Annotated in this window: 19 protein-coding genes and 2 pseudogenes; 12 read left to right on the top strand and 9 right to left on the bottom strand. The window is 71.0% G+C overall.

Annotation, left to right across the window (positions count from 1 at the left end):
• Nucleotides 1-215 precede the first annotated feature (215 nt).
• Complete coding sequence (locus OG936_RS11220) at nt 216-761, bottom strand: hypothetical protein (protein ID WP_406494302.1); 546 nt, start codon at nt 759-761, stop codon at nt 216-218.
• On the opposite strand from OG936_RS11220, the gene OG936_RS11215 reads away from it, so the two are divergent.
• The 3 genes and pseudogenes from OG936_RS11215 to OG936_RS11205 form a co-directional block, all read left to right on the top strand.
• The gene (locus tag OG936_RS11215) at nt 742-1,047 is read left to right on the top strand and encodes a transposase (RefSeq protein ID WP_266751048.1); all 306 of its coding nucleotides are present in this window, start codon (nt 742-744) and stop codon (nt 1,045-1,047) included. The two genes, OG936_RS11220 and OG936_RS11215, sit on opposite strands and share 20 nt — an antisense overlap.
• A gap of 5 nt (nt 1,048-1,052) precedes the next feature.
• Complete coding sequence (locus OG936_RS11210; protein ID WP_331746374.1) at nt 1,053-1,955, top strand: IS3 family transposase; 903 nt, start codon at nt 1,053-1,055, stop codon at nt 1,953-1,955.
• Between the two features lie 28 nt (nt 1,956-1,983).
• Nucleotides 1,984-3,501, top strand: a pseudogene (locus OG936_RS11205) (IS200/IS605 family accessory protein TnpB-related protein); the annotation flags it as partial.
• Nucleotides 3,502-3,569: 68 nt separating this feature from the next.
• Here OG936_RS11205 and OG936_RS11200 read toward each other — a convergent pair.
• Entirely contained in the window at nt 3,570-3,986 is a 417-nt protein-coding gene (locus tag OG936_RS11200) for a peptidase inhibitor family I36 protein (RefSeq protein ID WP_406494300.1), read from the bottom strand.
• A 233-nt stretch (nt 3,987-4,219) separates the two neighbouring features.
• Between OG936_RS11200 and OG936_RS11195 the strand changes: the two genes are divergently transcribed.
• Nucleotides 4,220-4,579: a VOC family protein gene (locus OG936_RS11195; protein WP_406494299.1), complete on the top strand. Its 360-nt coding sequence runs from the start codon at nt 4,220-4,222 to the stop codon at nt 4,577-4,579.
• Nucleotides 4,580-4,603: 24 nt separating this feature from the next.
• Here OG936_RS11195 and OG936_RS11190 read toward each other — a convergent pair whose 3' ends face one another.
• The 3 genes and pseudogenes from OG936_RS11190 to OG936_RS11180 all read right to left on the bottom strand — a co-directional run bounded on the left by OG936_RS11190 (nt 4,604) and on the right by OG936_RS11180 (nt 6,661).
• Nucleotides 4,604-4,825 carry a DUF397 domain-containing protein gene (locus tag OG936_RS11190; protein WP_406494298.1) on the bottom strand — a complete coding sequence of 74 codons (222 nt, stop codon included), beginning with the start codon at nt 4,823-4,825 and terminating at the stop codon, nt 4,604-4,606.
• Nucleotides 4,818-5,027 (bottom strand): annotated as a pseudogene (locus OG936_RS11185) (hypothetical protein); the annotation flags it as partial. The gene OG936_RS11190 and the pseudogene OG936_RS11185, both read right to left, overlap by 8 nt.
• A gap of 119 nt (nt 5,028-5,146) precedes the next feature.
• A complete protein-coding gene (locus OG936_RS11180; RefSeq protein WP_406494297.1) occupies nt 5,147-6,661 on the bottom strand; it encodes a PucR family transcriptional regulator ligand-binding domain-containing protein in 1,515 nt (504 codons plus the stop codon).
• A gap of 123 nt (nt 6,662-6,784) precedes the next feature.
• Between OG936_RS11180 and OG936_RS11175 the strand changes: the two genes are divergently transcribed.
• From OG936_RS11175 to OG936_RS11155, 5 genes are all read left to right on the top strand, one after another.
• The gene (locus OG936_RS11175) at nt 6,785-8,251 is read left to right on the top strand and encodes a sodium:solute symporter (RefSeq protein WP_406494295.1); all 1,467 of its coding nucleotides are present in this window, start codon (nt 6,785-6,787) and stop codon (nt 8,249-8,251) included.
• Nucleotides 8,252-8,375: 124 nt separating this feature from the next.
• Nucleotides 8,376-9,344: an agmatinase gene (gene speB / locus OG936_RS11170; RefSeq protein WP_266746304.1), complete on the top strand. Its 969-nt coding sequence runs from the start codon at nt 8,376-8,378 to the stop codon at nt 9,342-9,344.
• The gene (locus tag OG936_RS11165) at nt 9,341-11,026 is read left to right on the top strand and encodes a thiamine pyrophosphate-binding protein (protein WP_406494293.1); all 1,686 of its coding nucleotides are present in this window, start codon (nt 9,341-9,343) and stop codon (nt 11,024-11,026) included. The genes speB and OG936_RS11165 overlap by 4 nt, the downstream gene beginning before the upstream one ends.
• 243 nt (nt 11,027-11,269) lie before the next feature.
• The gene (locus tag OG936_RS11160; protein WP_406494291.1) at nt 11,270-12,253 is read left to right on the top strand and encodes a serine hydrolase; all 984 of its coding nucleotides are present in this window, start codon (nt 11,270-11,272) and stop codon (nt 12,251-12,253) included.
• A 209-nt stretch (nt 12,254-12,462) separates the two neighbouring features.
• Complete coding sequence (locus OG936_RS11155) at nt 12,463-16,236, top strand: ABC transporter ATP-binding protein (RefSeq protein WP_406494289.1); 3,774 nt, start codon at nt 12,463-12,465, stop codon at nt 16,234-16,236.
• A gap of 21 nt (nt 16,237-16,257) precedes the next feature.
• On the opposite strand, the gene OG936_RS11150 is transcribed toward OG936_RS11155, so the two are convergent.
• The gene (locus OG936_RS11150; protein ID WP_406494287.1) at nt 16,258-16,764 is read right to left on the bottom strand and encodes a hypothetical protein; all 507 of its coding nucleotides are present in this window, start codon (nt 16,762-16,764) and stop codon (nt 16,258-16,260) included.
• Between the two features lie 149 nt (nt 16,765-16,913).
• Between OG936_RS11150 and OG936_RS11145 the strand changes: the two genes are divergently transcribed.
• Entirely contained in the window at nt 16,914-17,411 is a 498-nt protein-coding gene (locus OG936_RS11145) for a hypothetical protein (protein ID WP_406494286.1), read from the top strand.
• A gap of 98 nt (nt 17,412-17,509) precedes the next feature.
• Complete coding sequence (locus tag OG936_RS11140) at nt 17,510-18,979, top strand: S28 family serine protease (RefSeq protein WP_406494284.1); 1,470 nt, start codon at nt 17,510-17,512, stop codon at nt 18,977-18,979.
• Nucleotides 18,980-19,144: 165 nt separating this feature from the next.
• Here the strand turns inward: OG936_RS11140 and OG936_RS11135 are convergent, their stop codons facing one another.
• Both OG936_RS11135 and OG936_RS11130 read right to left on the bottom strand, forming a co-directional pair.
• Nucleotides 19,145-21,010, bottom strand: coding sequence for a glycoside hydrolase family 3 protein (locus OG936_RS11135; protein ID WP_406494282.1), 1,866 nt, complete (start codon nt 21,008-21,010; stop codon nt 19,145-19,147).
• Nucleotides 21,011-21,257: 247 nt separating this feature from the next.
• Entirely contained in the window at nt 21,258-22,169 is a 912-nt protein-coding gene (locus OG936_RS11130) for a LysR family transcriptional regulator (protein WP_383756552.1), read from the bottom strand.
• Nucleotides 22,170-22,268: 99 nt separating this feature from the next.
• On the opposite strand from OG936_RS11130, the gene OG936_RS11125 reads away from it, so the two are divergent.
• A complete protein-coding gene (locus tag OG936_RS11125; RefSeq protein WP_406494281.1) occupies nt 22,269-23,204 on the top strand; it encodes an EamA family transporter in 936 nt (311 codons plus the stop codon).
• A 31-nt stretch (nt 23,205-23,235) separates the two neighbouring features.
• Here OG936_RS11125 and OG936_RS11120 read toward each other — a convergent pair whose 3' ends face one another.
• A complete protein-coding gene (locus tag OG936_RS11120) occupies nt 23,236-24,024 on the bottom strand; it encodes a sugar phosphate isomerase/epimerase family protein (protein WP_406494279.1) in 789 nt (262 codons plus the stop codon).
• Nucleotides 24,025-24,137 lie beyond the last annotated feature (113 nt).

Here is a 24,137-nt window from a genome sequence, read left to right as displayed (position 1 = left end):
CCCAGTGCCGACTCTGCTGCGCAATTCGCGGGACCTGCGGCTCCAGCCGTTTCCAGCGGCCTGAGACCAGGCATTGCCGCAGGTCACATCCGCCCGAGCGATGCCTGCCCGGAATTGCGCAGCAGAGTCAGTGCCGTGCGCAAAGCACTGGCTCGACCGGCTTTCCGTCGTAGAAGCCGTGCCACTGCGCGAACTTCCCTTTGTGCGGCGCACGCTCAGCTCACTGCCACGCCGTAAGGGCTGGCGCCGAGGGTGACAGTCGCGACGACCTTGTGGGATGTCGGGTCGATGACGGTGAGGGTGCCCGCGGCAACCCGAAATCCGGCAACACGGGCTTGACGAAAGACGTGTAGGTACCCCCGGTCGGCCGACCGGGGGGTTGTGAGCTGCTGTCGGTTTGCTGAGTTGAAGTGAGTTGTAGTGAGCAGGAGTGGGTCCTGTGGGCGGCTTCGTGGGGTGGGAACGGGAGTTCTGGGGCCGAATGGGTGACCTTGGCGGCTGGTGCTCGTTGGGCTGGGTAGCAGGTGTCCGGTCTCGTGGGAGGGGGTGTTGTAGTGGGTGGTGTACGGGAGCTGGCCGCGCCCTTCGTGGCGCCCGGGCCGTGTGGGGTGGCGATCCGGGACCGCCTCAAGCACCTCACGTCCCAGGACGAGAAGGTTCTGCGTGCGGTCGGTGAAGTTCCCCCTCTGAACTGGACAGCCTGATACTGGGACGGATCGGTCCCGGAGGAAGCAGTCCAGGTTGAGTGGCAAGAGCAACATGAGCAAGCGGTACACGTCGGAGTTCAAGCGGGACGCGGTGGCACTGGTCCGGTCGTCAGGGCGGAATGTCACCGAGGTCGCCCGGGAACTCGGTGTGAGTCCGGAGGGGCTTCGCGGCTGGGTGAAGCAGGCGAAGGCCGACCGCGGCGAGGGGGCGCCCGGCGCGCTGACCACGGCGGAGAAGGAAGAGCTCCAGCGGCTGCGCAGGGAGAACCGGGAACAGCAGCAGACGATCGAGATCTTGAAAAAAGCAGCGGCCTTCTTCGCGAAGGAGACGATGAAGTAGGCACTCTGTGCCGTTTCATCGACGCGGAGAAGGCCGCCGAGGCCAACCCCGACGGCTACAGCGTGGCTTTGCTGTGCCGCGTCACGGGGATCAACCGCTCCACCTACTACTCCTGGCTGGCGGCCCGGCCGGCAGCGGCCGAACGGCAGTGTGCCGAGGATGAGTTGACCGAGGAGATCCGCGAGATCCACGCCTCCTCACGGGGTGCCTACGGTGCCCCGCGCGTGCACGCCGCGCTGCGGCGCAAGGGCCATGCGATCAACCGGAAGAAGGTCGAGCGGATCATGCGCGAGCGCGACATCCGCGGCGTCACCCGCCGCAGACGCCGCCACCTGACGCAGCAGGACACCAAGGCCGCACCGGCTCCGGACCTGGTTGGCCGCGACTTCACCGCTACCCGGTCCGGCACGAAGCTCGTCGGCGACATCACCTATCTGCCGACGATCGAGGGCTGGTGGTATCTCGCGACCGTCATGGACCTGGCGACGCGCGAGGTGATCGGGTACGCGATGGCCGAACACCACCGTGCCGAGCTGGTCACCGACGCGCTGCGGATGGCCGCCGGCCGCGGCGACCTTCAGGGCGGCTGCATCATGCACACCGACCGCGGAAGCGAATACACGAGTGGCGAATTCCGCCGCGAGCTGCGGGAGTTGAACCTGAGACAGAGCATGGGACGAACCGGCATATGCTACGATAACGCCGCAGCCGAGAGCTTCTTCGGTCTACTGAAAGCGGAGATCGGCACCGCCGTCTGGGAGAGCCGTGAGGCGGCCCGCGCCGACGTCTTCCGCTTCATCGAGGTCGAGTACAACCGCACCAGGCTCCGCAAGCACCCCGAGTTCGGGTACCTCACCCCACTCGAAACCCGAGCCAGGCTGCAGCACGAATTTACCCCCGCAGCGTAAACAACCGCTGTCCAAGATCAAGGGGGAACTTCACGGTGAGCATCAGGGTGCGCTCGCTTCCCGTGACCTCAGGGCCCGTTGTGCGGATGGCCTGGAGCACAGCGCGGACACCTGGGCGTCGCGCAAGCGGGACCTGACCGGGGTGTCGTCGTCGCGGATCGCCGGTGCGATCACCAAGGCCACACACGATCAGTGGGCGCTGGCGCGCCGTTGTCAGGCGGCGCACATCCGGACGCTGGAGGCCGGGATCGGGATGCTGCGGCATCGCCTGTCCCTCCCCATCGGCGCGCGGGGCACGAAGCGGGCGGCCGGTGGCTACCGTTCCAAGGGTGAGTGGTTCCACAAGTCCCGCCGTCTCGCGGCGTTGGAAGCGCGGCATGCTGCCGCGGTCGGTGACCGGCAGGCCGGACGCGTGCGGGTCGTGCGGGGCGGCAAACGGCTCCTCAACACTCGCCACCACCTCGCCGACGCCCACCTCACCGAGGAACAGTGGCGGGAACGCTGGGAGGCGGAGCGCTGGTTTCTTGCTGCGGATGGCGAGTCAGGGAAGCGGTTCGGGAACGAGACGATCCGTGTCACCCCGGACGGCGAGGTCAGCATCAAGCTGCCTGCCCCGCTCGCGCACCTGGCCAACGCCAAGCATGGCCGGTACGCCCTCACCTCCACCGTGACGTTTGCGCACCGGGGCATGGAGTGGGCCGACCGCATCACCGCGAACCGAGCCGTCGCCTACCGAATCCACCTCGACGTGGACCGTGGCCGCTGGTACCTCACCGCGTCCTGGCAACGCCCCGTCGTCCAGACCATCCCGCTGGAGACGGCCCGCGCCCGGGGCCTGATCGGCGTGGACACCAACGCTGATCATTTCGCCGCCTACCAGCTCGACCAGCATGGCAATCCGGTCGGCGACCCGCACCGCTTCCCCTACGACCTGTCCGGCACCACCGCTCACCGCGACGCACAGATCCGCCACGCACTGACCCGCCTGCTCCACTGGGCCAAGCAGGCCGGTGTCACCGCGATCGCCATCGAAGACCTCGACTTCACCGCCGAGAAGACTCGCGAGGAGCACGGCCGCAAGAAACGGTTCCGGCAGCTGATCTCCGGCATCCCGACCGGAAAGCTCAAGGCCCGGCTGGTCTCCATGGCAGCCGAACAGGGTTTGGCGATCGTCGCGGTCGATCCGGCCTACACCTCGATGTGGGGTGCCCAGCACTGGCAGAAACCACTGGCCACCCCGCACCGCAGAATGTCCCGTCACGATGCCGCCGGCATCGCGATCGGACGACGCGCCCTCGGACACCCGGTCCGGCGTCGGACGGCACCGCCCCCACACGACCGGAGTGATCGTGCGGGGCATCGGACCGCCCAGGCCCCACCAGGCACCCGAGGACGTGACGGAACCCGCCCACCCACAACGGACCACGCCCCCAGAGACGTGCCGCCGAACGGGACGCGAAAGCGGGGACCGAGTGCATCCATCACCGTTCGGGATGCGCCCAGTACACATCAGTGGGTCCAGGACTCACTCATGCACACTGGCTAGGAACGGTACCTGCTGTGGGCCTCACCCACACAGCCCGGCGCAGCGCATGCGGCTCGATGAGGTCGGGGCTACTGGGGCTTGAAGGACCGGATCTGGTAGTTCCCCTGGAGGTTGCCGCCGTTTCCGGCATGGGTGGATCCGACCCGGGCGTTGTAGTTGGTCTTGGTGTAGTACTGCACGCGATGCCCGGTCGCGTTCCAGACGGAGCGGACGTTCTGGCCCCGCTGGATGAAGGAGCAGTCGTCGGCGGTATTCGCCCGCTGCTTGTCCGACCACTGGCAGCGGGTACCACCCCCGTTCCAGTCGCTGTAGATACAGAAGTATCCGGGGCTGCAGCTGTAGGAAGCCCGGGCGCTGTCGACGGCGGCCGTCCCGGTACCGGCGGTGTTGCCGGCGTTCTCGGCGGCTCCGGCCGCGGCGGGCCCGGTGCCGAGCCCCAGGGCCAAGGCGATCGAGGTGACGGCGAGCGCGGTGAAGCGGTTCATGACGGAAACCTCTCTTCCTGACGGTGATCAAGGCTCTGTTCCCTGATCACCAGCAGCGTGGCACGGCCGCTACCTGCGCAGACAGGCGGAAAGAGGGGCGCTCGAAGCCCGCATCGGGGGCCGCGGTGCTCCGCTGTGCACCGGCGCGAATGCGTGCCCGGCGAGATCAACCGCGGCCGCCCCACACCCTTCCGGCGCACGCGCCGTAGGGTGAGCCCTTTTGGGGGTGGATCATGTTCAAAGGCGTACGCACCGTGATGGTTTTCGCGGACAGTCCTGAGGCTTCGGCGCGGTGGTACGGCGAAGTGCTCGACGTTCCGGTGCAGGTCGATGTCAGCGATACGGGCGCGGTCTACGCCTGGGTGGAGATCAACGGGGTCGAGCTCGGCTTCCACCCCGCCGACGACGTGCGCAACCCGAGAGGCGGCAGTCCGGTCGTGTACTGGAGCGTGGACGACGTCGACGCAGTCCGGGAGCGACTGCTGGCCGCGGGCTGCGAGCACCACCGCGGGCCTCTGGCGATCGAGCAGGGCCGGCGCATCGCGCAACTCCGCGACCCGTTCGGCACGATCATCGGCATCGACGGCAAGTAGGCGATGCGTTGCGTGGTGGCGCGGTCAGGCGGCGAACTCGCCGCTCTTGACCGCCGTGATGAATGCGGACCAGTCGGGTGCCGGGACGACCAGGGCGGGGCCGTGCGGGGTCTTGGAATCGCGGACGGGGACGCCGGAGGGGTGGCCGTCCAGCACCTCGACGCAGCTGTCGTTCTGGCTTGAGCTGTACGACGACTTGCGCCAGCCGCTCAACGTGGATGCATCCAGGATGACGCGGTCAGTCATGGTGTCCGTACTCCTTCGCTGTCGCCCGCAGCAGGGCTTGCGACTCCTTCAGCGGCAGGGCGTCGCTCAAGGCGAGATCGTAGAGGCTCTGCAACTTCGCTACCACAGAAGGCGAATTATGCACCTTCCCCATGGCTAGTGCCGCGACGGGGCAAAGCTTGCCGGGAGGGGCTAGGCCCTCGCTGTACGCCAGCGGCGGGCGCCCGGCTCGCTGTTTCAGCCCGCCACGAGAGCAGCCCACCCCAGCCGCAGGCCTGAACCTCCCGCCGGCCCCGGGAGATCGCCCAGGAGGACCCCTTCGGGGCCCTTCTGGGGCGCTGATCACCCCCGCCGCAACGCGAACCACAGCTCCGTCCGTACGTCCATGTCGTCCAGGTCCGCGTCCAGGAGCGTCGCACAGCGGGCGATGCGCTGGCGGACCGTGTTGCGGTGGACCTGGAGGGCGGTGGCCGTGCGGTCCCAGCTGCCGTGCAGGCTCAGCCAGCAGCGCAGGGTCTCGGTCAGTGGCTCGGTGAGCGGGGCGAGGAGGGCGCGGGCGTGGGCCTCGGCCTGGTCCGGGGGGATCAGGGCGGACAGGCCGGGACCGGGGCCGGAGTGGTGGTGGGCCAGAGGGGTGCGGGTGGCCACGGCTCGGCCCAGGGCGCGGGACGCCTGGCCGTCGGCGAGGTCGAGCGCGGTGATGGGGGCGGGGGCGGAGGCGCCGAGCGTCCAGCCGGGCTGCGGGGTGATCCGGTCGTCGCCGGGGATCAGCACCCTGACGGCGTCGCCGCCCCGGCCCGCGTCGACCAGGGCCGAGCCCAGGGACGCGCCCAGTGCGCCGGCGGTCAGCGGGTCGACCGGGCCGTCGCTGCTGCGGCGCGCGTGCACCACTGTCCACTGCTCGGCACCACCGAGCAGCGGGGCGACGTCCTGTGGGTCCGTACCCAGCAGCATCCGTACGAGCGCGGCCGACCGGCCCGCCGCATCGGCGCCCTGATGCGGGGCGGCCAGCAGGGAGAGCAGGACGACCGCCACCCCGGCGATCGTGTGGTCGCCCCCCTCGCGCCGGTCCGTCCCGAGCGCCAGGACGAGGCCCTGGCCGCCGCCCAGCGCGTACGCGGACAGGTGCGCGCCCCGCACCGTGTCGGTGGCGGACGTCGGCGCGGGGCGCGGCCCGGCGGAGACCACCCGGGTGAGCCGGGCCAGCGCCGCCCCGACGTCGGGGGCCGGGCGGCGGCCCGCCGCGTGCAGCTCCTCGCCGTCCGCGGAGAGCAGCACCGCCCGGCCCCCCAGCTGAGCCGCCAGCTGGTGCAGCACCGCGGGCACCGGGTCAGGCCGGGCCGCCGCCGTGGCCAGGGCCTGTTGCGCCCGGGTCACCCGGCGCAGCTCACGGTGGCGGGCCTCGGCCATCAGCCGCCACACGGCCCGGGCGATCGTCGTGAACGGGGTCTCGGGCGGCACCTCCACCAGGGGCAGACCGTGCCGGTCGCACGCCTCGATCAGCGCCCGCGGCACCGTGTCGAACACCGGCGTCACCCCGAAACCGAGCGCCGTCGCCCCCGCCTCCACCAGCCGCGCCACATAGGTATCGGGGTCCTTGAGCGTCAGCCCGGCGCTCAGCAGCAGCTCACCGCCGAGCAGATACGGGTACGGGTCGGCCATCTCCGAGGTGTGCACCCACAGCACCTCCGCCTCGGCCGGCCCCGCGATCCGGTGCAGGCCGAGCTCCTCCCGGGCGAGCAGCTCCGTGAGCGGGATCGGCGGTGTGGGGGGAGTGGGAGTGGCAGGCGGGGCGGCGGAGGGCGTGGGGGCAGGCGGGGGAGCGGGCGGGGTGGGCCCGGTCGGGGCTTCCGGCATGGATGGTCCATCCATCGGTGACGGCGATGATGGATGAAACGTACACTTCAGCGCCGCTGGCGGGCCACCTACCGTCTTCTCCGTGTACGTACGTGTACACCTGAACCGGAACGGAGGAAGCCCATGGCTGTCGACTACGCGGTGATCATCGTGTACCTGGCCGGCATGCTCGCCATGGGTTGGTGGGGCATGCGCCGCGCCAAGTCCAAGAGCGAATTCCTGGTGGCGGGCCGCCGCCTCGGCCCCTGGATGTACTCCGGCACGATGGCCGCCATCGTTCTCGGCGGCGCCTCCACCATCGGCGGCGTCGGCCTCGGCTACAAGTACGGACTCTCCGGCGCCTGGATGGTCTTCACCATCGGCCTCGGACTGCTCGCCCTGTCCGTCTTCTTCTCGGCGCGCATCGCCCGGCTGAAGGTGTACACCGTCTCCGAGATGCTCGACCTGCGCTACGGCGGCCGGGCCGGCCTCATCTCCGGCGTCGTCATGTGGGCGTACACGCTGATGCTCGCGGTCACCTCGACCATCGCGTACGCCACCATCTTCGACGTCCTCTTCGACCTGAACCGGACCGTCGCGATCATCCTCGGCGGCGCCATCGTCGTCGCGTACTCGACGCTCGGCGGCATGTGGTCGATCACCATCACTGACATGGTGCAGTTCGTCGTCAAGACGATCGGCGTGCTGCTGCTCCTGCTGCCCATCGCGGTGATCAAGGCCGGCGGCTTCAGCGAGATGAAGGCCAAGCTGCCCACCGAGTACTTCGACCCGCTGGGCATCGGCGGCGAGACGATCTTCACGTACGTGCTGATCTACACCTTCGGCATGCTGATCGGCCAGGACATCTGGCAGCGGGTGTTCACGGCGAGGAGCGACCGCACGGCGCGCTGGGGCGGCACGGTCGCCGGTACGTACTGTCTGGTCTACGCGATCGCGGGCGCCGTCATCGGCACCGCCGCGAAGGTCCTGTACCCGAACCTGCCGAGCGCGGACGCCGCGTTCGCGACCATCGTCAGGGACGAACTGCCCGTCGGCGTACGAGGACTGGTGCTGGCCGCCGCACTCGCCGCCGTGATGTCCACGTCCTCCGGAGCGCTGATCGCCTGTGCCACTGTCGCCAACAACGACATCTGGTCCCGGCTGCGCGGCGCGGTGTCGCGGGGCGGCGGCGAGGAGCACGACGAGGTGAAGGGCAACCGGGTCTTCATCCTCATCATGGGCATCGGCGTCATCGCCATCGCCGTCGCGCTCAACAACGTGGTCGAGGCCCTGACCGTCGCGTACAACCTGCTCGTCGGCGGTCTGCTGGTGCCGATCCTGGGTGGTCTGCTGTGGCGCCGGGGCACCGTCGTGGGCGCGCTGGCCGCGGTGTCGGTCGGCGGGCTCTCCGTGATCGGCCTGATGGCGGCGTACGGCATCCTCGCCAACGAACCCATCTACTACGGCCTGCTGGCCTCGCTCGCGGTGTACGTGATCGTCTCCCTGGCGACGAAGCCGACCGACGCGGCGGTACTGGCCAACTGGCGCGAACGCCTGGCGGGCCGGGGCGCGGAGTCGGCGGAGCCGGTGAGTGAGCCGGCCACGACGTAACCGCCTTTTGTCCTCAATCGCCGGGCGGGCCCGCCCGGCGATTGAAAGCGAAACCGTCGAGACGGGGCCCGCACGCGGCCCCGCACACTGAACACCGTACGAATCCCGAAGAAAGGCACCCACCATGAGCAGCAACGAAACGCCGCGCGGTCCCGTCGACTCCTCCCGCGTCCCGCGGTACGCCGGACCCGCGACGTTCGCCCGACTGCCCCGTCTCGACGAAGTCGGCACCGCCGATGTCGCCGTCGTCGGCGTGCCCTTCGACACGGGTGTCTCCTACCGGCCCGGCGCCCGCTTCGGTGGCAACGCGATCCGTGAGGCGTCGCGCCTGCTGCGCCCGTACAACCCGGCGCAGGACGCCTCGCCGTTCGCCCTCGCGCAGGTCGCCGACGCCGGGGACATCGCCGCGAACCCGTTCAACATCAACGAGGCCGTCGAGACGATCGAGGCCGCGGCCGACGACCTGCTGGCCACCGGCGCCCGCCTGATGACGCTCGGCGGCGACCACACCATCGCGCTGCCGCTGCTGCGCTCCGTCGCGAAGAAGCACGGCCCGGTCGCCCTGCTCCACTTCGACGCCCACCTCGACACCTGGGACACCTACTTCGGCGCCGAGTACACCCACGGCACCCCGTTCCGCCGCGCCGTCGAGGAAGGCATCCTCGACACCTCCGCGCTCTCCCACGTCGGCACCCGCGGCCCGCTCTACGGCAAGCAGGACCTGGACGACGACGCGAAGATGGGCTTCGGCATCGTCACCTCCGCCGACGTCATGCGCCGCGGCGTCGACGAGGTCACCGACCAGCTCCGTCAGCGCATCGGCGACCGGCCGCTCTACATCTCCATCGACATCGACGTCCTCGACCCGGCGCACGCGCCCGGCACCGGCACCCCCGAGGCCGGCGGACTGACCTCCCGCGAGCTGCTCGAAATCGTCCGCGGGCTGTCCTCCTGCAACCTGGTCTCCGCCGACCTGGTCGAGGTCGCCCCCGCGTACGATCACGCCGAGATCACCTCCGTCGCCGCCTCCCACACGGCGTACGAGCTGACGACGGTCATGTCCCGCCAGATCGCAGAGGCCCGTACGAAGTGAGCCACGACCACCACGACGAGCGGCCGCAGCTCACCCCCGAGCAGATCGCGGCCGCTCTGAACCCCCCGGCCGGGCGCAACGGTGGCGACCTCGTCGTCGAGACCCTCCAGGGCCTCGGCGCGACCACCGTCTTCGGCCTGCCCGGCCAGCACGCGCTCGGCATGTTCGACGCGCTGCGCCGCTCGGCGCTGACGTACATCGGCCTGCGCGTCGAGAACAACGCGGGCTTCGCCGCCGACGCGTACGGCCGCATCACCGGCGAAGTCGCCCCGCTGCTCCTGTCCACCGGGCCCGGCGCCCTCACCTCGCTCGCCGCGCTCCAGGAGGCGGCGGCCGCGTCCGCCCCCGTGCTGGCCATCTCCAGCCAGATCCCGGTCGCGGGCCTGGGCGGTGGCCGCCACGGCTACCTGCACGAACTCCGGGACCAGAAGGCGTCGTTCCGCGATGTCGTGAAGTCCGTCCACACCGTCCGTACGGCCTCCCAGATCCCGTCGGCGATCGCCGCCGCCTGGGAGTCCGCGCTGACCGCCCCGCACGGCCCGGTCTGGATCGAGATCCCGCAGGACGTGCTCCTCGCCGAGACCACCCTGCCCGTCGTCACGGCGATGGACGCCACCCCGCACATCCTGCACGCCCGTCCCGAACTGATCGCCGTCGCGGCCGATCTGCTGTCGAAGGCCGAGCGTCCGGCGATCATCGCGGGCGGCGGAGTCGTACGGTCCGACGCGTCCGGCAAGCTGCTCGCGCTCGCGGAGAAGACCGACGCCCCGGTCGTCACGACGTTCGGCGGCAAGGGCGCCTTCCCGTGGGAACACCCGCTCTCGCTCCAGTCCTGGCTGGAGGACCGCTACACGACGGACTTCCTGGAGTCCGCCGACGTGCTGCTGGTCGTCGGCTCCGGACTCGGTGAACTCTCCTCGAACTACCACACGTTCGCCCCGCGCGGCCGGGTCGTCCAGATCGAGGCCGACGCCGGCAAGCTGGAGTCCAACCACCCCGCGCTCGGCATCCACGCCGACGCCCGCGAGGCCCTGGCCGACCTCCTCGACGCGGTCGACCGCCGCGAGGACCCGTCGGCGCCGGACCGGGTCCGTGCGGTCCTCGAAGCGGTACGCGACCGGATCGCCGGCCAGGAACTCACCCTGGAACAGCAACTCGTCGCCGCGGTCCGCGAGGCGCTGCCCGACGCGTCGCCCAGCTTCTGGGACATGACGATCCTCGCCTACTGGGCCTGGTCCGCCTTCGACGCCCGCCGCCCGAACACGATGCACTCGGCCCAGGGCGCGGGCGGCCTCGGCTACGGCTTCCCGGCCGCCCTCGGCGCGGCGGCCGCCGACCGTACGAAGCCGGTCCTCGCGGTCTCCGGCGACGGCGGCGCGATGTACTCGATCGCGGAACTGGCCACGGCCCGCCAGTACGACCTCCCGGTCACCTGGCTGATCGTCGACGACGGCGGCTACGGCATCCTGCGCGAGTACATGACGGGCGCCTTCGGCGAGGCCACGGCGACCGAGCTGACCCGCCCCGACTTCGTCGCCCTCGCCGAGTCCTTCGGTGTCCCGGCGGTCCGTACGACCCCCGGGACGCTCGCCGACGACCTGGCGAAGTCCCTCGCGGAGCCGGGCCCTTCGGTGGTCGTGCTCCCGGCCCTGCTGAGGATGTTCGAGCCGACGCATCTGTAGGGCGGCGTCCGTCCGTCCCGTGCCCCGACTGCCGGGGCACGGGACGGACCCGTTCTCCGGGCGGGTTGACCAGCCGTCATGTTCACCCCTGTCACCGTGCCCGACCGCATAAGGTCGTTGGTATCCGGTGCGCCCGGCGAGCAACTTCTCAGCCCGGCACGGGCAACTTTTCGTCCGTTCGGTAGTCGATACTGACGGGTGCGCGGGGCGCGCCGTACGGATCGGCCCAGGGGGAGAAGCCGCATGAAAGATCAGTCTCGTACAGGCCGTCGCCCGCACGTGTCCCGTCGCGCGCAGGCCGCACTCTCCGCCGCGCTCGCCGCAGGCGTGATCGCCCCCGTGGCGTTCGGAGCCGCGCCCGCCGCCGCCGCGACACCGACGGTGAGCTGCACGTCCGGCAAGGCGGGACTGGCCGCCAAGCTGTCGAAGGACATCGCCGCCGCGATCGAGGGACGGAAGTCCACGACGGCCGTGGCGCTCTACGACCGGACCACCAGGACGAACTGCTCCCTGCGGGCCACGACGAGGTACGACTCCGCCAGTGTCGTGAAGGCGACCGTGCTGGCGGCGCTCCTGTGGGACAACAAGAAGCACAACCGCTATCTCACCCAGCGTGAGATAAACCTCGCCACCGCCATGATCACGAAGTCCGACAACAACGCGACCACCAGCCTGTGGAAGCAGCTCGGGGTGACGAAGGTCAAGGCGTTCCTGAAGGCCGCCGGGATGACGCACACCGTGCCCGGCTCGGGTGGCTACTGGGGTCTCACGCAGATCACCGCCCAGGACGAGCTGCGGCTGCTGACCCTGCTGACCGCCAAGAACTCCGTGCTGAGCGACAACGCGCGGGCGTACGAACTGGGCCTGATGCGCAAGGTCATCTCCTCCCAGCGCTGGGGCACACCCGCCGGTGCGCCGTCCGGAGTGACCGTCCAGGTCAAGAACGGCTGGCTGCCGCGTGCCACCCACGGCTGGCGGGTGCACAGCATCGGCGCGTTCACGGGCAAGGGGCACGACTACGCGATCACCGTGCTCACCCAGGACAACAAGACGATGAACGACGGCATCAACACCATTCAGGCCGTCGCCCGCGCCGTGCACAAGGACCTCAATCCGGCCGTCGCCACCCATTCCACCATCGCCCCGCCCGCCGCCCCGCAGGAAGCGGTGCCCGCGGTTCCGGAGGCTCCGGCGGTACGCATGCTCACCGCGCCGCCGCAGTCGTAGCCGACGCGGCCGGGGCCGTCCTCGGCCCCGGCCTGGTCTTCGCGGGGGAATCCGCCTCTGCTCCGGATTCGACCATATGAGTGAACATGGGGTAGGACCCATGACGGACCCGCCTACGCCGAAGGACCCGTCTTCGTAACGGCGGGATGAAATCCGCTGCCCACCGCGTTGGTGCCATCCGGTAGACCAGGTCGAACGGGGAGGCATCGGTGACGGACGCAGAAGACGCTGTGGACGCAAGAGGCACAGCGGGCGCAGGACGGGCGCCGGGCTGGGCTCGGCGGCTGAGCGGCTATGCGTGGCGCTACCGGCGCAATGTGCTGCTGGCGCTCGGGTCCTCGCTCGCCGGCATGGCGGTGATGGCCCTCGTCCCGCTGATCACCAAGGTGATCATCGACGACGTCGTCGGCGACCACACGCGGTCCCTCGCCGTCTGGACCGGGCTCCTCATAGCCGCCGCCGTGCTGGTGTACGTGGCCACGTACATCCGCCGCTACTACGGCGGCCGCCTCGCCCTCGACGTACAGCACGATCTCCGTACCGAGATGTACGGGACGATCACCCGCCTGGACGGCAAGCGTCAGGACGAGCTGTCCACCGGGCAGGTCGTCGGGCGTGCCACCAGCGACCTCCAGCTGATCCAAGGGCTGCTGTTCATGCTCCCGATGACCATCGGGAACGTGCTGCTCTTCCTCATCTCCCTGGTGATCATGGCGTGGCTCTCGCCCCTGCTCACCCTGGTCGCGGTCGCCGTCGCCCCCGCCCTCTGGTACATCGCCCGCCGCTCCCGCGCCCGGCTCTTCCCCGCCACCTGGTACGCCCAGGGGCAGGCCGCCGCAGTCGCCGGAGTCGTCGACGGGGCCGTCTCCGGGGTCCGGGTCGTCAAGGGGTTCGGTCAGGAGGAGCAGGAGACCGGCAAGCTGCGCGACGTCGGGCGCAGGCTCTTCGCCGGGCGGCTGCGGACGATCCGGCTGAACGCCCGCTACACGCCCGCCCTCCAGGCCGTCCCGGCGCTCGGCCAGGTCGCGATGCTGGCCCTCGGCGGCTGGCTCGCCACCCGCGGCGAGATCACCCTCGGCACGTTCGTCGCGTTCTCCACCTACCTCGCCCAGCTCGTCGGCCCGGTCCGGATGCTCGCCATGGTCCTCACCGTCGGACAGCAGGCCCGGGCCGGCGTCGAACGCGTACTGGAACTGATCGACACCGAGCCGACCATGAAGGACGGCACCAAGGAACTCCCGGCCGACGCCCCCGCGAGCGTCGAGTTCGAGGACGTACGGTTCGGCTACGCCGACGACCGCCCCGTCCTCGACGGCTTCTCGCTGACCATCGAGCCCGGTGAGACCGTCGCCGTCGTCGGCGCGTCCGGCAGCGGCAAGTCCACCGTCTCGCTGCTGCTGCCCCGCTTCTACGACGTGACCCACGGCGCCGTCATGGTCGGCGGCCACGACGTCCGCGAGCTGACCCAGCAGTCCCTGCGCGCCGCCATCGGCCTCGTACCGGAGGACAGCTTCCTGTTCTCCGACACCATCCGCGCCAACATCGCCTACGGCTTCCCGGACGCCACCCGGGAACAGATCGAGGGAGCGGCCCGCACCGCCCAGGCCGACCGGTTCATCGCGGACCTGCCCGAGGGCTACGACACCAAGGTCGGCGAGCACGGACTCACCCTCTCCGGCGGCCAGCGCCAGCGCGTCGCGCTCGCCCGCGCCATCCTCACCGACCCCCGGCTGCTCCTCCTCGACGACGCCACCTCCGCCGTCGACGCCCGCGTCGAGCACGAGATCCACGAGGCGCTGCGCCAGGTGATGGCCGGGCGGACGACCCTCCTGGTCGCCCACCGCCGCTCCACCCTCGGCCTCGCCGACCGGATCGCCGTCCTGGAACACGGCAGGCTCGCCGACATCGGTACGCACGAGGAGCTGGAGCGCCGCTCCGCGCTCTACCGGCGGCTGCTCACCGACCCCGACGAGCTGGGCGGCACCTCACCCGGACACCAGCCGCCTAACACCACCGCCGGCACCACCCCCGAGGACGACCGCGCGCTCCAGGAGGAACTGGACGCCGAATTCGACGCCGCGCGCGGCATCAGCCCCCGCCTGTGGGTCCGCGAGGAGAAGCCCCGCGACACCGGGGCGGCCGGCATGCCCGCCACCCCCGAGCTGCTCGCCCAGGTCGAGGCGCTGCCCCTGGCCACCGACACACCCGACATCGACGAGGCACGGGCCGTCGGCGCCGAGGAGTCCTACGGGCTGCGCAGGCTGCTGCGCGGCTTCGGGCTGCCGCTCCTGGTGAGCCTGGCGCTGGTGGCGGTGGACGCGGGCGGCGGGCTCCTGCTGCCTGTACTGATCCGGCACGGCATCGACAAGGGGGTCTCGCAGCTCGCCCTCGGCGCCGTCTGGGCGGCGTCCGCGCTGGCCCTGGTGGTCGTCCTCGTGCAGTGGGCCGCCCAGATCGGCGAGACCCGGATGACGGGCCGCACCGGCGAGCGGGTGCTGTACTCACTGCGGCTGAAGATCTTCGCGCAGCTCCAGCGCCTCGGCCTGGACTACTACGAGCGCGAGCTGACCGGCCGCATCATGACCCGGATGACGACGGACGTGGACGCGCTGTCGACGTTCCTGCAGACCGGCCTGGTCACGGCCTTCGTCTCCGTCGTCACCTTCTTCGGCATCATGGTCGCGCTGCTCGTCCTGGACGTGCAGCTGGCCCTCGTCGTCTTCGCGACACTGCCGGTGCTGGTCATCGGTACGTTCTTCTTCCGCCGCAAGAGTGTCCAGGCGTACGAACTGGCCCGGGAGCGCATCAGCGCCGTCAACGCCGACCTCCAGGAGTCCGTCTCCGGGCTGCGGATCGTGCAGGCGTTCCGCCGCGAGCGCGACGGCGCGGACCGGTTCGCGGCGCGCAGTGACCACTACCGCGAGGCCAGGGTCCGCGGTCAGTGGCTGATCTCGGTGTACTTCCCGTTCGTGCAGCTGCTGTCGTCGGTGGCGGCGGCGGCCGTCCTGATCGTCGGCGCGGGCCGGGTCGACAACGGCACGCTCACCACCGGTGCGCTGGTCGCCTACCTCCTGTACATCGACCTGTTCTTCGCCCCGGTGCAGCAGCTCTCCCAGGTCTTCGACGGCTACCAGCAGGCCGCCGTCTCCCTCGGCCGTATCCAGGAACTGCTGCGGGAACCGACCACCACCGACGCCCCGGACGAACCGCTGGACGTGCTGTCGCTGCGCGGCGAGATCGCCTTCGAGGACGTGTCCTTCGCGTACGGGAGCGGCGACGACGCCGAGGAGGCCCTCAGCGGTGTCGACCTGCGGATCCCGGCCGGCCAGACGGTCGCGTTCGTGGGCGAGACGGGTGCCGGGAAGTCCACCCTCGTCAAGCTCGTCGCCCGGTACTACGACCCGACGGGCGGCCGGGTCACGGCGGACGGCACCGATCTGCGCCGCCTCGACCTCACCGCGTACCGGCACCGGCTCGGGGTCGTACCGCAGGAGGCGTACCTCTTCGCCGGTACGGTCCGCGACGCCATCGCGTACGGGCGGCCCGAGGCCGGCGACGCGGAGGTGGAGGCGGCGGCGCGGGCGGTCGGCGCCCACGACATGATCGCCACGCTGGACGGCGGCTACCTGCACGAGGTGGCCGAGCGGGGCCGCAACCTCTCGGCCGGCCAGCGCCAGCTGATCGCGCTCGCCCGCGCCGAACTCGTCGACCCGGACGTCCTGTTGCTCGACGAGGCGACCGCCTCCCTGGACCTGGCCAGCGAGGACCTGGTCAACCAGGCAACCGACAGGCTCACCGGCCGCCGCACCACCCTGGTCGTAGCCCACCGCCTGACCACGGCCGCCCGCGCCGACCGGGTCGTGGTGATGGACCACGGCCGGGTCGTCGAGGACGGCACGCACGACGAACTCCTCGCCAGGGAAGGGCACTACGCCGTGCTGTGGCGCACCTTCATCGGGGAGGACGAGCCCGCTGGGGTGTGAGCGCCGGGCCCGCCCCCGGTGTCAGTCGCCGATGGCGGAGATCTTGTAGGTCCGCAGGTCCGACCGCACGGTCAGGTACGAGTACCTGGGGTGCTTGCCCTTGCTCCAGGTGAGCCGCACCGTCGACCAGGTGTGACCCGCGCCGCTGTCGCCCGAGGTGACCCGGAAGGCGAGCGGGGTGTTCTGGGCACGGAGCACGCCGTCCGCGTGGTTGCGCCGCTCCCAGGTGGCCAGTTGGGTGCGCAGCTGGGGGGTCAGATAGAACGACCGCAGGGCGGCGGTGAGCTTGCCGCCCCCCTTCGCCGTGACGGCATCGATGTAGGCGGCGTAGAAGTGGGCAACCTGCTGGAAGGCCGGGGCGCCGGCGTCGCTGCGGGCCGGCGCCCCGGCGACCGGGGCCTGCGGGGCGGCCGTGGCGGCGGGGATCACGGAGACGGCGGTGACGGCGGTGAGGAGAGCGGTGGCGAACAGCTTCCGGCCGATGACGCGCCGACCGCGGGGGGCCTGGGCGCCCGGGAGTTGGAGCATGACAGTTCCTGCCTTTCATGTAGATCTGCCCCGTTGGACCCGTGCTGTGGCGATTTGGTTGTCCCGGTGGACGGAACGCGCCCGATGCAACCTCCGAATGGCCCCCTGCGTCGTACGCATGTGCGCACATGCGTCGAGCGTGGGTGTAGGTGTTCGATCCGACGATGGGACTGCTGGTGATCAGAGGGACCGAAAAGGCCGGCGGGTACGGACGGACCGGACGGGAGGGGCGGGAGGGGCAGGGCGGACGGAATGGACGGGGCGGACCACGCCGGAGGCTTGCGTGGCCGTTCGTCCTGCCGTTGGTGGCCGTCGTCGGTCTGGTGCTGACCGGTACCGCGGCGAACAGCGCCGACGCCGCGACGGTCTGCGCCGGGCGCCCCGCGAAGACGGTCACGTTCAAGACCGGTGAGCTGCGCGTCTTCAAGAGCCGCTCCTATGCCTGCGCCGTCGCGGTCGCCAACAAGCCGGGCTCGCGCCGGACGATGTCCGTGACGCTCCAACCGCGCGGCGGCAGCCCCGTCGTCGACAGCGGCCGGTACACCCGACAGGCCGGCCCGGTGACGGTCCACGCGCTGAACCGGTGCGTGCGGGCCTCGGCCACGATCTCCGGAAAGTCCGGTTCCACGGGCTGGATTCTCTGCTGACGGCCCCGGCCTGTGACTTTCCCGGGCCGACGGGTCTGGCGGCGCAGGTGTTGCCCCGCTAGGTTCACGGCGTCTGTTGTGAATCATGGGGAGGGTGTATGCGTAAGGCGCTCAGAGGGTTCCTGTCGCTCGCGGTGCTCATCGGCACGGTGAGTGCGACGGGTGCCTCGGCCGGGGCGGCCACCGCTGCGGAACCGGCCGCGTTCCGGAGCACGGTCGGCAGCGACAGCGGCACGAGCACGGACATCAAGGACCGCATCCTGGCCATCCCGGGAATGAGTCTCATCGAGGAGAAGCCGTACGACGGCTACCGATACTTCGTCCTCGAGTACACCCAGCCGATCGATCACCGGCACCCGTCCAAGGGCACCTTCCAGCAGCGCATCACCCTGCTGCACAAGGACACGTCCCGCCCGACGGTCTTCTTCACCGGCGGCTACAACGTCTCCACGAACCCCAGCCGTTCCGAGCCGACCCGGATCGTCGACGGCAACCAGGTCTCTCTGGAGTACCGGTTCTTCACCCCGTCCCGCCCGTCGCCCGCCGACTGGTCCAAGCTCGACATCTGGCAGGCCGCCAGTGACCAGCACCGCGTCTTCACCGCGCTGAAGCAGATCTACATCAAGAACTGGCTGGCCACCGGCGGCTCCAAGGGCGGCATGACCGCCACGTACTTCGAGCGCTTCTACCCCGAGGACATGGACGGCGTCGTCGCGTACGTCGCGCCCAACGACGTGGTCGACAAGGAGGATTCGGCGTACGACCGGTTCTTCGAGAACGTCGGCACCAAGGAGTGCCGCGACAGGCTGAACGGTGTGCAGCGCGAGGCGCTGGTCCGCCGGGAGCCGCTGGAGAAGAAGTACCAGGAGTACGCCGCCGCGCGCGGCTACACCTTCGAGACCACCGGCTCGCTCGACCGGGCGTACGAAGCCGTCGTCATGGACTACGTCTGGGCGTACTGGCAGTACAGCCTGCTGTCCGGCTGCGACACCATCCCGGCCGACGCCAAGAACGCCCCCGACCAGGCGATCTGGGACTCGATCGACTCGATCTCCGGCTTCTCCGCCTACGCCGACCAGGGCCTGGAGAGGTACACCCCGTACTACTACCAGGCGGGCACCCAGCTCGGTTCGCCGAACATCAAGCAGCCGTGGCTCGGCAACCTCAGCCGGTACGGGTACCAGCCGCCGCGCAACTACGTGCCGCGCTCCATCCCGATGAAGTTCCAGCCGTCGGTGATGCGCGACGTCGACAGCTGGGTGAAGCAGCACGCCAACCACATGCTGTACGTGTACGGGGAGAACGACCCGTGGGGCGCGGAGCGCTTCCGGCTCGGTGCGGGCGCCCGGGACAGCTATGTCATGACCGTGGCGGGCGGCAACCATGGCTCGAACGTGGCCGGCCTCGCCGACGACGACAAGGCGAAGGCCACGGCCGCCATCCTGCGCTGGGCGGGCGTCACCCCGGCCGCCGTACGGGACGACCCGGCGAAGGCCAAGCCGCTCGCGGCGTTCGACGCACGGCTCGACAAGCGGGACGTGATGAACGAGCGCGGGCTGCGGCCGTAACCGTTCCTCGAACGAAGCCGTACCAAGGAGAAGGAAGGGGCTGTGCGCCCGCACAGCCCCTTCCCTCCCGGTCGCCGGATCTTCAGTGCCCCTCCCGGCAGGCTTTGCCCCGTCGCGCCGCCCAGCACGCACGCTCCTGCCGGGCAAACATTGCCGGTCGCGGCACTAGTACGTCAGGCCGTACCCGACCGGGTACAGCACCCGCGCCGGATCGTCCGCGCGCTGCACCGGCACCGGCAGGGTGCCCTCCGGTTCGGCGCGGCCCGCGATCACCCGGGCCGCGGCCCGCAGTTCGACGTCGGTCCAGGAGTACGTGGCCAGGTTCGCCGCGAACCCGGTCCCGGCCAGTTGGGCGATGTCGTACGGATTGCGGATCGCGACCGTGATCACCGGGATGCCGGTCGCCGCCAGCGCGCTCACCAGGGTGCGCTGGGAGCTGCTCGCCGAGACGTTGTACGTGGCCACGATCACCGCGTCCTTGCCCCGTGCGGCCGCCACCGCCTCGTCGATCTTCGCCTTGGTGGGGGCGGTGCCGGTGGACAACGCCGTCGCCGAGTGGCCCAGTTCACCGAAGGCGGTGGCCAGGGTGGTGGTCGGCGGTCCGGTGGTGCCGGACGGCGAGGCCGGATCGGCGCCGACCACGAGGAGGTTCTTGTGGGAGCGGCGGGAGAAGGGCAGCACCGCGCCGTCGTTGGCGAGCAGCGTGGTGGTGCGCTCGGCGATCCGGTCGGCGGCGGCGAGGTGGGCCCGCGTCCCGACGGTACGGTCCACCCCCGCGTGGCTGACGAACGGGTCGTCGAACAGCCCGAGCTTCGTCTTCAGCCGCAGGATCCGCAGGATCGATTCGTCGATCCTGGCCTCGCTGATCTCACCGCTCTTCACGGCAGCCAGGACGGCGTTCCAGGAGAGGTCCAGGTCCGGCGGGTTGAGCAGTTGGTCGACGCCCGCCAGGAGCGCGAGGACCGGCACGCGCTCGTCGCCGTACTTCGTCCGCACGCCCTCCATGCCGAGCGAGTCGGTCACCACGACACCGTCGTAACCCAGTTCCTCGCGCAGGATGCCGGTGAGGATCGGGCGGGACAGCGTCGCCGGGTCCTCGGCCGGGTCCAGCGCCGGGACGACGATGTGCGCGGTCATGATCGAGTCGATGCCCGCGGCGATCGCGGCCCGGAACGGCGGCTCGTCCAGCTCCGCCCACTGCTGCCGGGTGTGGCCGATGACCGGCAGGCCGGTGTGGCTGTCGGTGCTGGTGTCGCCGTGGCCCGGGAAGTGCTTGGCCGTCGAGGCGATGCCGCTGCTCTGATACCCCTTCACCTGCGCCGCGACCATCCCGGCCACCGACTGCGGGTCGGAGCCGAAGGAGCGTACGCCGATAACCGGGTTGGCCGGGTTGACGTTGACGTCGGCGTCCGGGGCGTAGTTCTGGTTGATACCGATCGCGGCCAGTTCGGCGCCCGCGATCTGCCCGGCCCGGCGGGCGTCGGAGCGCGAGCCGCCCGCGCCCAGCGCCATCGCGCCCGGCATCAGGGTGGCGGGCTCGCCGACGCGGCAGACGATGCCGTGCTCCTGGTCGGTGGAGACGAGGAGCGGCAGGGGAGTGGGGCCGGCGAGACCGGCGCGCTGGATGCCGTTGGACAGGTCGGCGATCTGGTGCGGGTCGCGGGTGTTGTGCGCCCAGGCGAAGTAGATGATCCCGCCGACGTGGTACTTCGCGATCATCTCGGCGGCCGTACGGACCCCGATCTCGGCCAGGTTGGCGTCGATGTCGGCCTGGTCGGGTTCCGTGGCGGAGTGCCCGTACACCCGCATCACGAAGAGCTGTCCGACCTTCTCCTCCAGGCTCATCCGGGAGATGAGGCCCTTGAGGCGCTTGGTGGCGGCTGCTGAGTTCTGCTGCCCGCTGCTCTGTCCGCTGCTCGCGGACCGCTGGGCGGCGACGGCGCCGGGGGCGACGACGCCGCCCGTGACGGCGGCCGCGGCGGTCGCGGCGGTGGCGGTGAGGAGGGTGCGTCTGGAGGTGCGGTGGTGCACGTGAGCTCCTTCGGCCGTACTCGGGGACGAGAGGTGGTGAAAGAAACGGTGGTGAAAGTAACTTCCAAGGAGCACGGATATCCAGAAAATAACTTCCGGTCAAGGGCTCGGACCGTTTTGAGCCCGTCCGGTACCCGGGGCCGCGGCGCCGGGAGCGTGATGCACGGGGTGCGGCGTCAGGGGGACGCGGTGCCGAGGCATGGCGCCGGAGGAGCTCGGTGGCAGGGGCCGCGGCGCCGGGGTTCCGTTACGTCCTCAGCCCCACCGCGGTCCCATGGGCCTGGAGCGCCGACACCGCCGCCGTGATCGAGGGCCGCCGGGCCGCCTCCGTACGCCACAGCGCGTACAGCCGACGCACCGGCACGGGATCGAGCGGCACCGCGACCACCCCGGGCGGCAGCGGCCCCCGCCCCAGGCGCGGGATCAACGCGACCCCGAGGCCGGCGGCGAGCAGGGCCAGCTGCGTGTGGTTCTCCTCAGCCCGGTGCCGGATGTCCGGCTCGTATCCCGCCGCGCGCAGCGTCCGTACGAGCCAGTCGTGGCAGACCGTCCCGGGCGGCTGGCAGATCCATCGCTCTTTCGCCAGCTCCTCGCGCCGCACCGCCTCCCGTCCGGCGAGCCGATGGCCCGCCGGCACCAGCAGATCGCACGGGTCGTCACCGATCACCGCCTGCGCCACGCCCTGCGGGGCGGGCAGCGGGGCGATGTCCCAGTCGTGCGCGACCGCCAGATCGATCACGCCCTTGGCCACCAGATCGACCGAGAGATGCGGATCGACCTCGGTCAGCCGGACCTCCAGCGCCGGATGGTCCCGGTCCAGCCCGGCCAGCACACCGGGCAGCAGCCCACGCGCCGCGGACGCGAACGCGCCGATCGACAGCCGCCCCGTCGGCAGCCCCCTGCGCTCCTCCAGCGTCGTCTCCGCGCGCTCCACGATCGCCAGCAACTGCTGGGCGGTGGTGGCGAGATGGAGCGCCTCCTCGGTCAGCGCGACGCCGCGCCCGCGCCGTTCGAGAAGGGTCGTACGGGTCTCCCGCTCCAGCTTCGTGATCTGCTGCGAGACCGCCGACGGGGTGTAGCCGAGCGCGGCGGCGGCGCCCGCGACGGAGCCATGGACGGAGACGGCGTGCAGGGCGCGCAGCCGGGACAGATCGAGCACCGGAACCTCCGGCCCTTGGTGATTGGTCAGCAACGCTCAATTCCACCATGAAGAAATCCGTGCTGGTGCTACATGGTCGGCTCGGGTGATCCTCGGTGCATGCGTCCCCTCCACATCGCCCTGGCCGCCCTGGTGGCCGCCGTCTGGGGTGTCAATTTCGTCGTCATCGAGGTCGGCCTCGGGCACTTCCCGCCGCTGCTCTTCTCCGCCCTGCGCTTCCTGGTCGCCGCGCTGCCCGCGGTCTTCTTCGTCGGCCGGCCCAAGGTCGCCTGGAAGTGGATCGCCGGCGTCGGGCTCGTCCTCGGAGTGGCGAAGTTCGGCCTGCTCTTCATCGGCATGGACCGCGGGATGCCTGCCGGTCTCTCCTCCCTCGTGCTCCAGGTGCAGGCGGTGTTCACGGCTCTCTTCGCGGCGCTCGCCCTCGGCGAACGGCCGGGCAGGATACGGGTGTTGGGGATGGGGGTGGCTCTCGCGGGCATCGGGGTGGCGGCGGTCGACGAGGGCGCGGGCGGACCCGTGCTCGCCTTCGTCCTGGTGATCGCGGCGGCGGCCTGCTGGGGTGTGTCCAACGTGTTGACCCGCAAGGCCGCCCCGCCCGACTCCCTCAACTTCATGGTGTGGGTATCGACCGTGCCCGTGCTCCCGCTGCTCGGCCTCTCCCTCGTCTTCGAGGGCTGGGACCGCGACGCCGACGCCCTGGCCGCGCTCGACTGGAGCGGGGCCGCAATCATCGTCTACGTCGCCTGGATCACCACCGTCTTCGGCTTCGGGGCCTGGGGCTTCCTGCTGCGCCACCACCCGGCCTCGTCGGTGGCCCCGTTCACCCTGCTCGTCCCGGTCTTCGGGATGTCCTCGGCCGCGCTGTTCCTCGGCGAGTCGGTGAGCCCGCTGCGATGGTGCGCGGCGGCTCTCCTGGTCGGCGGGGTGGCCCTCACCTCGCTGGCGGGGGCGCGCCGGCCCCGGCCCGCGGTCACGGATGCCCCGGATACTCCGGATTCCCCGGAGTCGCGGCCGGCGCCGACGCGGGCGCGCTGAACGGTCCCGCCCGCCCTGCCGCTTGCGCGTCCTACGGCTTCGGCGCGCCCGGCCCCAGCAGATACTCCCGCCCGGCGGCCAGCAGCCCCGGCAGCTCCGCGGCCCCCGGGTACCAGCGCTTCTCGTACTCCCAGCAGACCCAGCTGTCCGCGTCCAGGGTGTCCAGGCACTCCCGCAGCGGCAGCACCCCCGTGCCCAGTGTCAGCGGCGTGGTGTCCTCGGCCGACGCGATGTCCTTCACCTGTACGTACCCCAGGTGCGGGGCCAGCACCGCATGGCTCGTGGCCGGCTCCTCGCCCGCCAGCCAGGTGTGCATGATGTCCCACAGCGCACCGATGCTGCCGTGCCCCACCGCCCCCACCACCCGGGCCACGTCGGCCCCCGCCCGGTGCGAGTCGTGGGTCTCCAGCAGGATGCGTACGCCCAGGTCCGCGGCGTGCGGAGCGGCGGCGCCCAGCCGGCGGGCGGCGGTCGCGTCGGCCACGGCGGGGTCCTGGCCGTCGCCGCCCGGGAAGACCCGCACGTTCCGGGCCCCCAGGTCGTGGGCCAGCTCCACCAGCCCGGCGAGCTCGTCCAGCGCCGGCCGGTCCTCCCCCTCGCCCCCGGCCCGGACATACCCGGCGACGGTCAGGATCTCGACGCCGCCCTTCCTGAACTCCTCGACGACAGCGGCCCGTTCGGGCGCCGAGATGCCCGGGTGGACCGGCTCCTCGGGGTGGGCGCGCAGCTCCACTCCCTGATAGCCGTGCTCCGCGGTGAGCCGGACGACGTCGGCCATCGGCATCCCCGGCACTCCGAGGGTCGAGAAAGCGAGCTTCACGTGTGTGGTTCCTTCCATCGGTACGTGCCACCGCACCGTACGCACCGGACAGCAGCCCGGCACATCATGGGCCCGGGGCATGACGCATCGGCAACCCCGGCCCCGGGGCCGGG

The sequence above is a fragment of the Streptomyces sp. NBC_00846 genome (assembly GCF_045207325.1).
Classification (GTDB): domain Bacteria; phylum Actinomycetota; class Actinomycetes; order Streptomycetales; family Streptomycetaceae; genus Streptomyces.
Note: the sequence above shows the minus strand (reverse complement) of the source record. Positions and strands in the feature narration are given on the sequence as shown.

What these genes read in the sequence shown, in the direction of transcription:
- OG936_RS11180 (WP_406494297.1), bottom strand. Translation starts at nt 6,661, where the DNA reads ATGCCGGAAGCCCCGACCGGGCCCACCCCGCCCGCTCCCCCGCCTGCC.
- OG936_RS11195 (WP_406494299.1), top strand. Translation starts at nt 4,220, where the DNA reads ATGTTCAAAGGCGTACGCACCGTGATGGTTTTCGCGGACAGTCCTGAG.
- OG936_RS11125 (WP_406494281.1), top strand. Translation starts at nt 22,269, where the DNA reads ATGCGTCCCCTCCACATCGCCCTGGCCGCCCTGGTGGCCGCCGTCTGG.
- OG936_RS11150 (WP_406494287.1), bottom strand. Translation starts at nt 16,764, where the DNA reads ATGCTCCAACTCCCGGGCGCCCAGGCCCCCCGCGGTCGGCGCGTCATC.
- OG936_RS11175 (WP_406494295.1), top strand. Translation starts at nt 6,785, where the DNA reads ATGGCTGTCGACTACGCGGTGATCATCGTGTACCTGGCCGGCATGCTC.
- OG936_RS11200 (WP_406494300.1), bottom strand. Translation starts at nt 3,986, where the DNA reads ATGAACCGCTTCACCGCGCTCGCCGTCACCTCGATCGCCTTGGCCCTG.
- OG936_RS11220 (WP_406494302.1), bottom strand. Translation starts at nt 761, where the DNA reads ATGTTGCTCTTGCCACTCAACCTGGACTGCTTCCTCCGGGACCGATCC.
- speB (WP_266746304.1), top strand. Translation starts at nt 8,376, where the DNA reads ATGAGCAGCAACGAAACGCCGCGCGGTCCCGTCGACTCCTCCCGCGTC.
- OG936_RS11140 (WP_406494284.1), top strand. Translation starts at nt 17,510, where the DNA reads ATGCGTAAGGCGCTCAGAGGGTTCCTGTCGCTCGCGGTGCTCATCGGC.
- OG936_RS11190 (WP_406494298.1), bottom strand. Translation starts at nt 4,825, where the DNA reads ATGACTGACCGCGTCATCCTGGATGCATCCACGTTGAGCGGCTGGCGC.
- OG936_RS11160 (WP_406494291.1), top strand. Translation starts at nt 11,270, where the DNA reads ATGAAAGATCAGTCTCGTACAGGCCGTCGCCCGCACGTGTCCCGTCGC.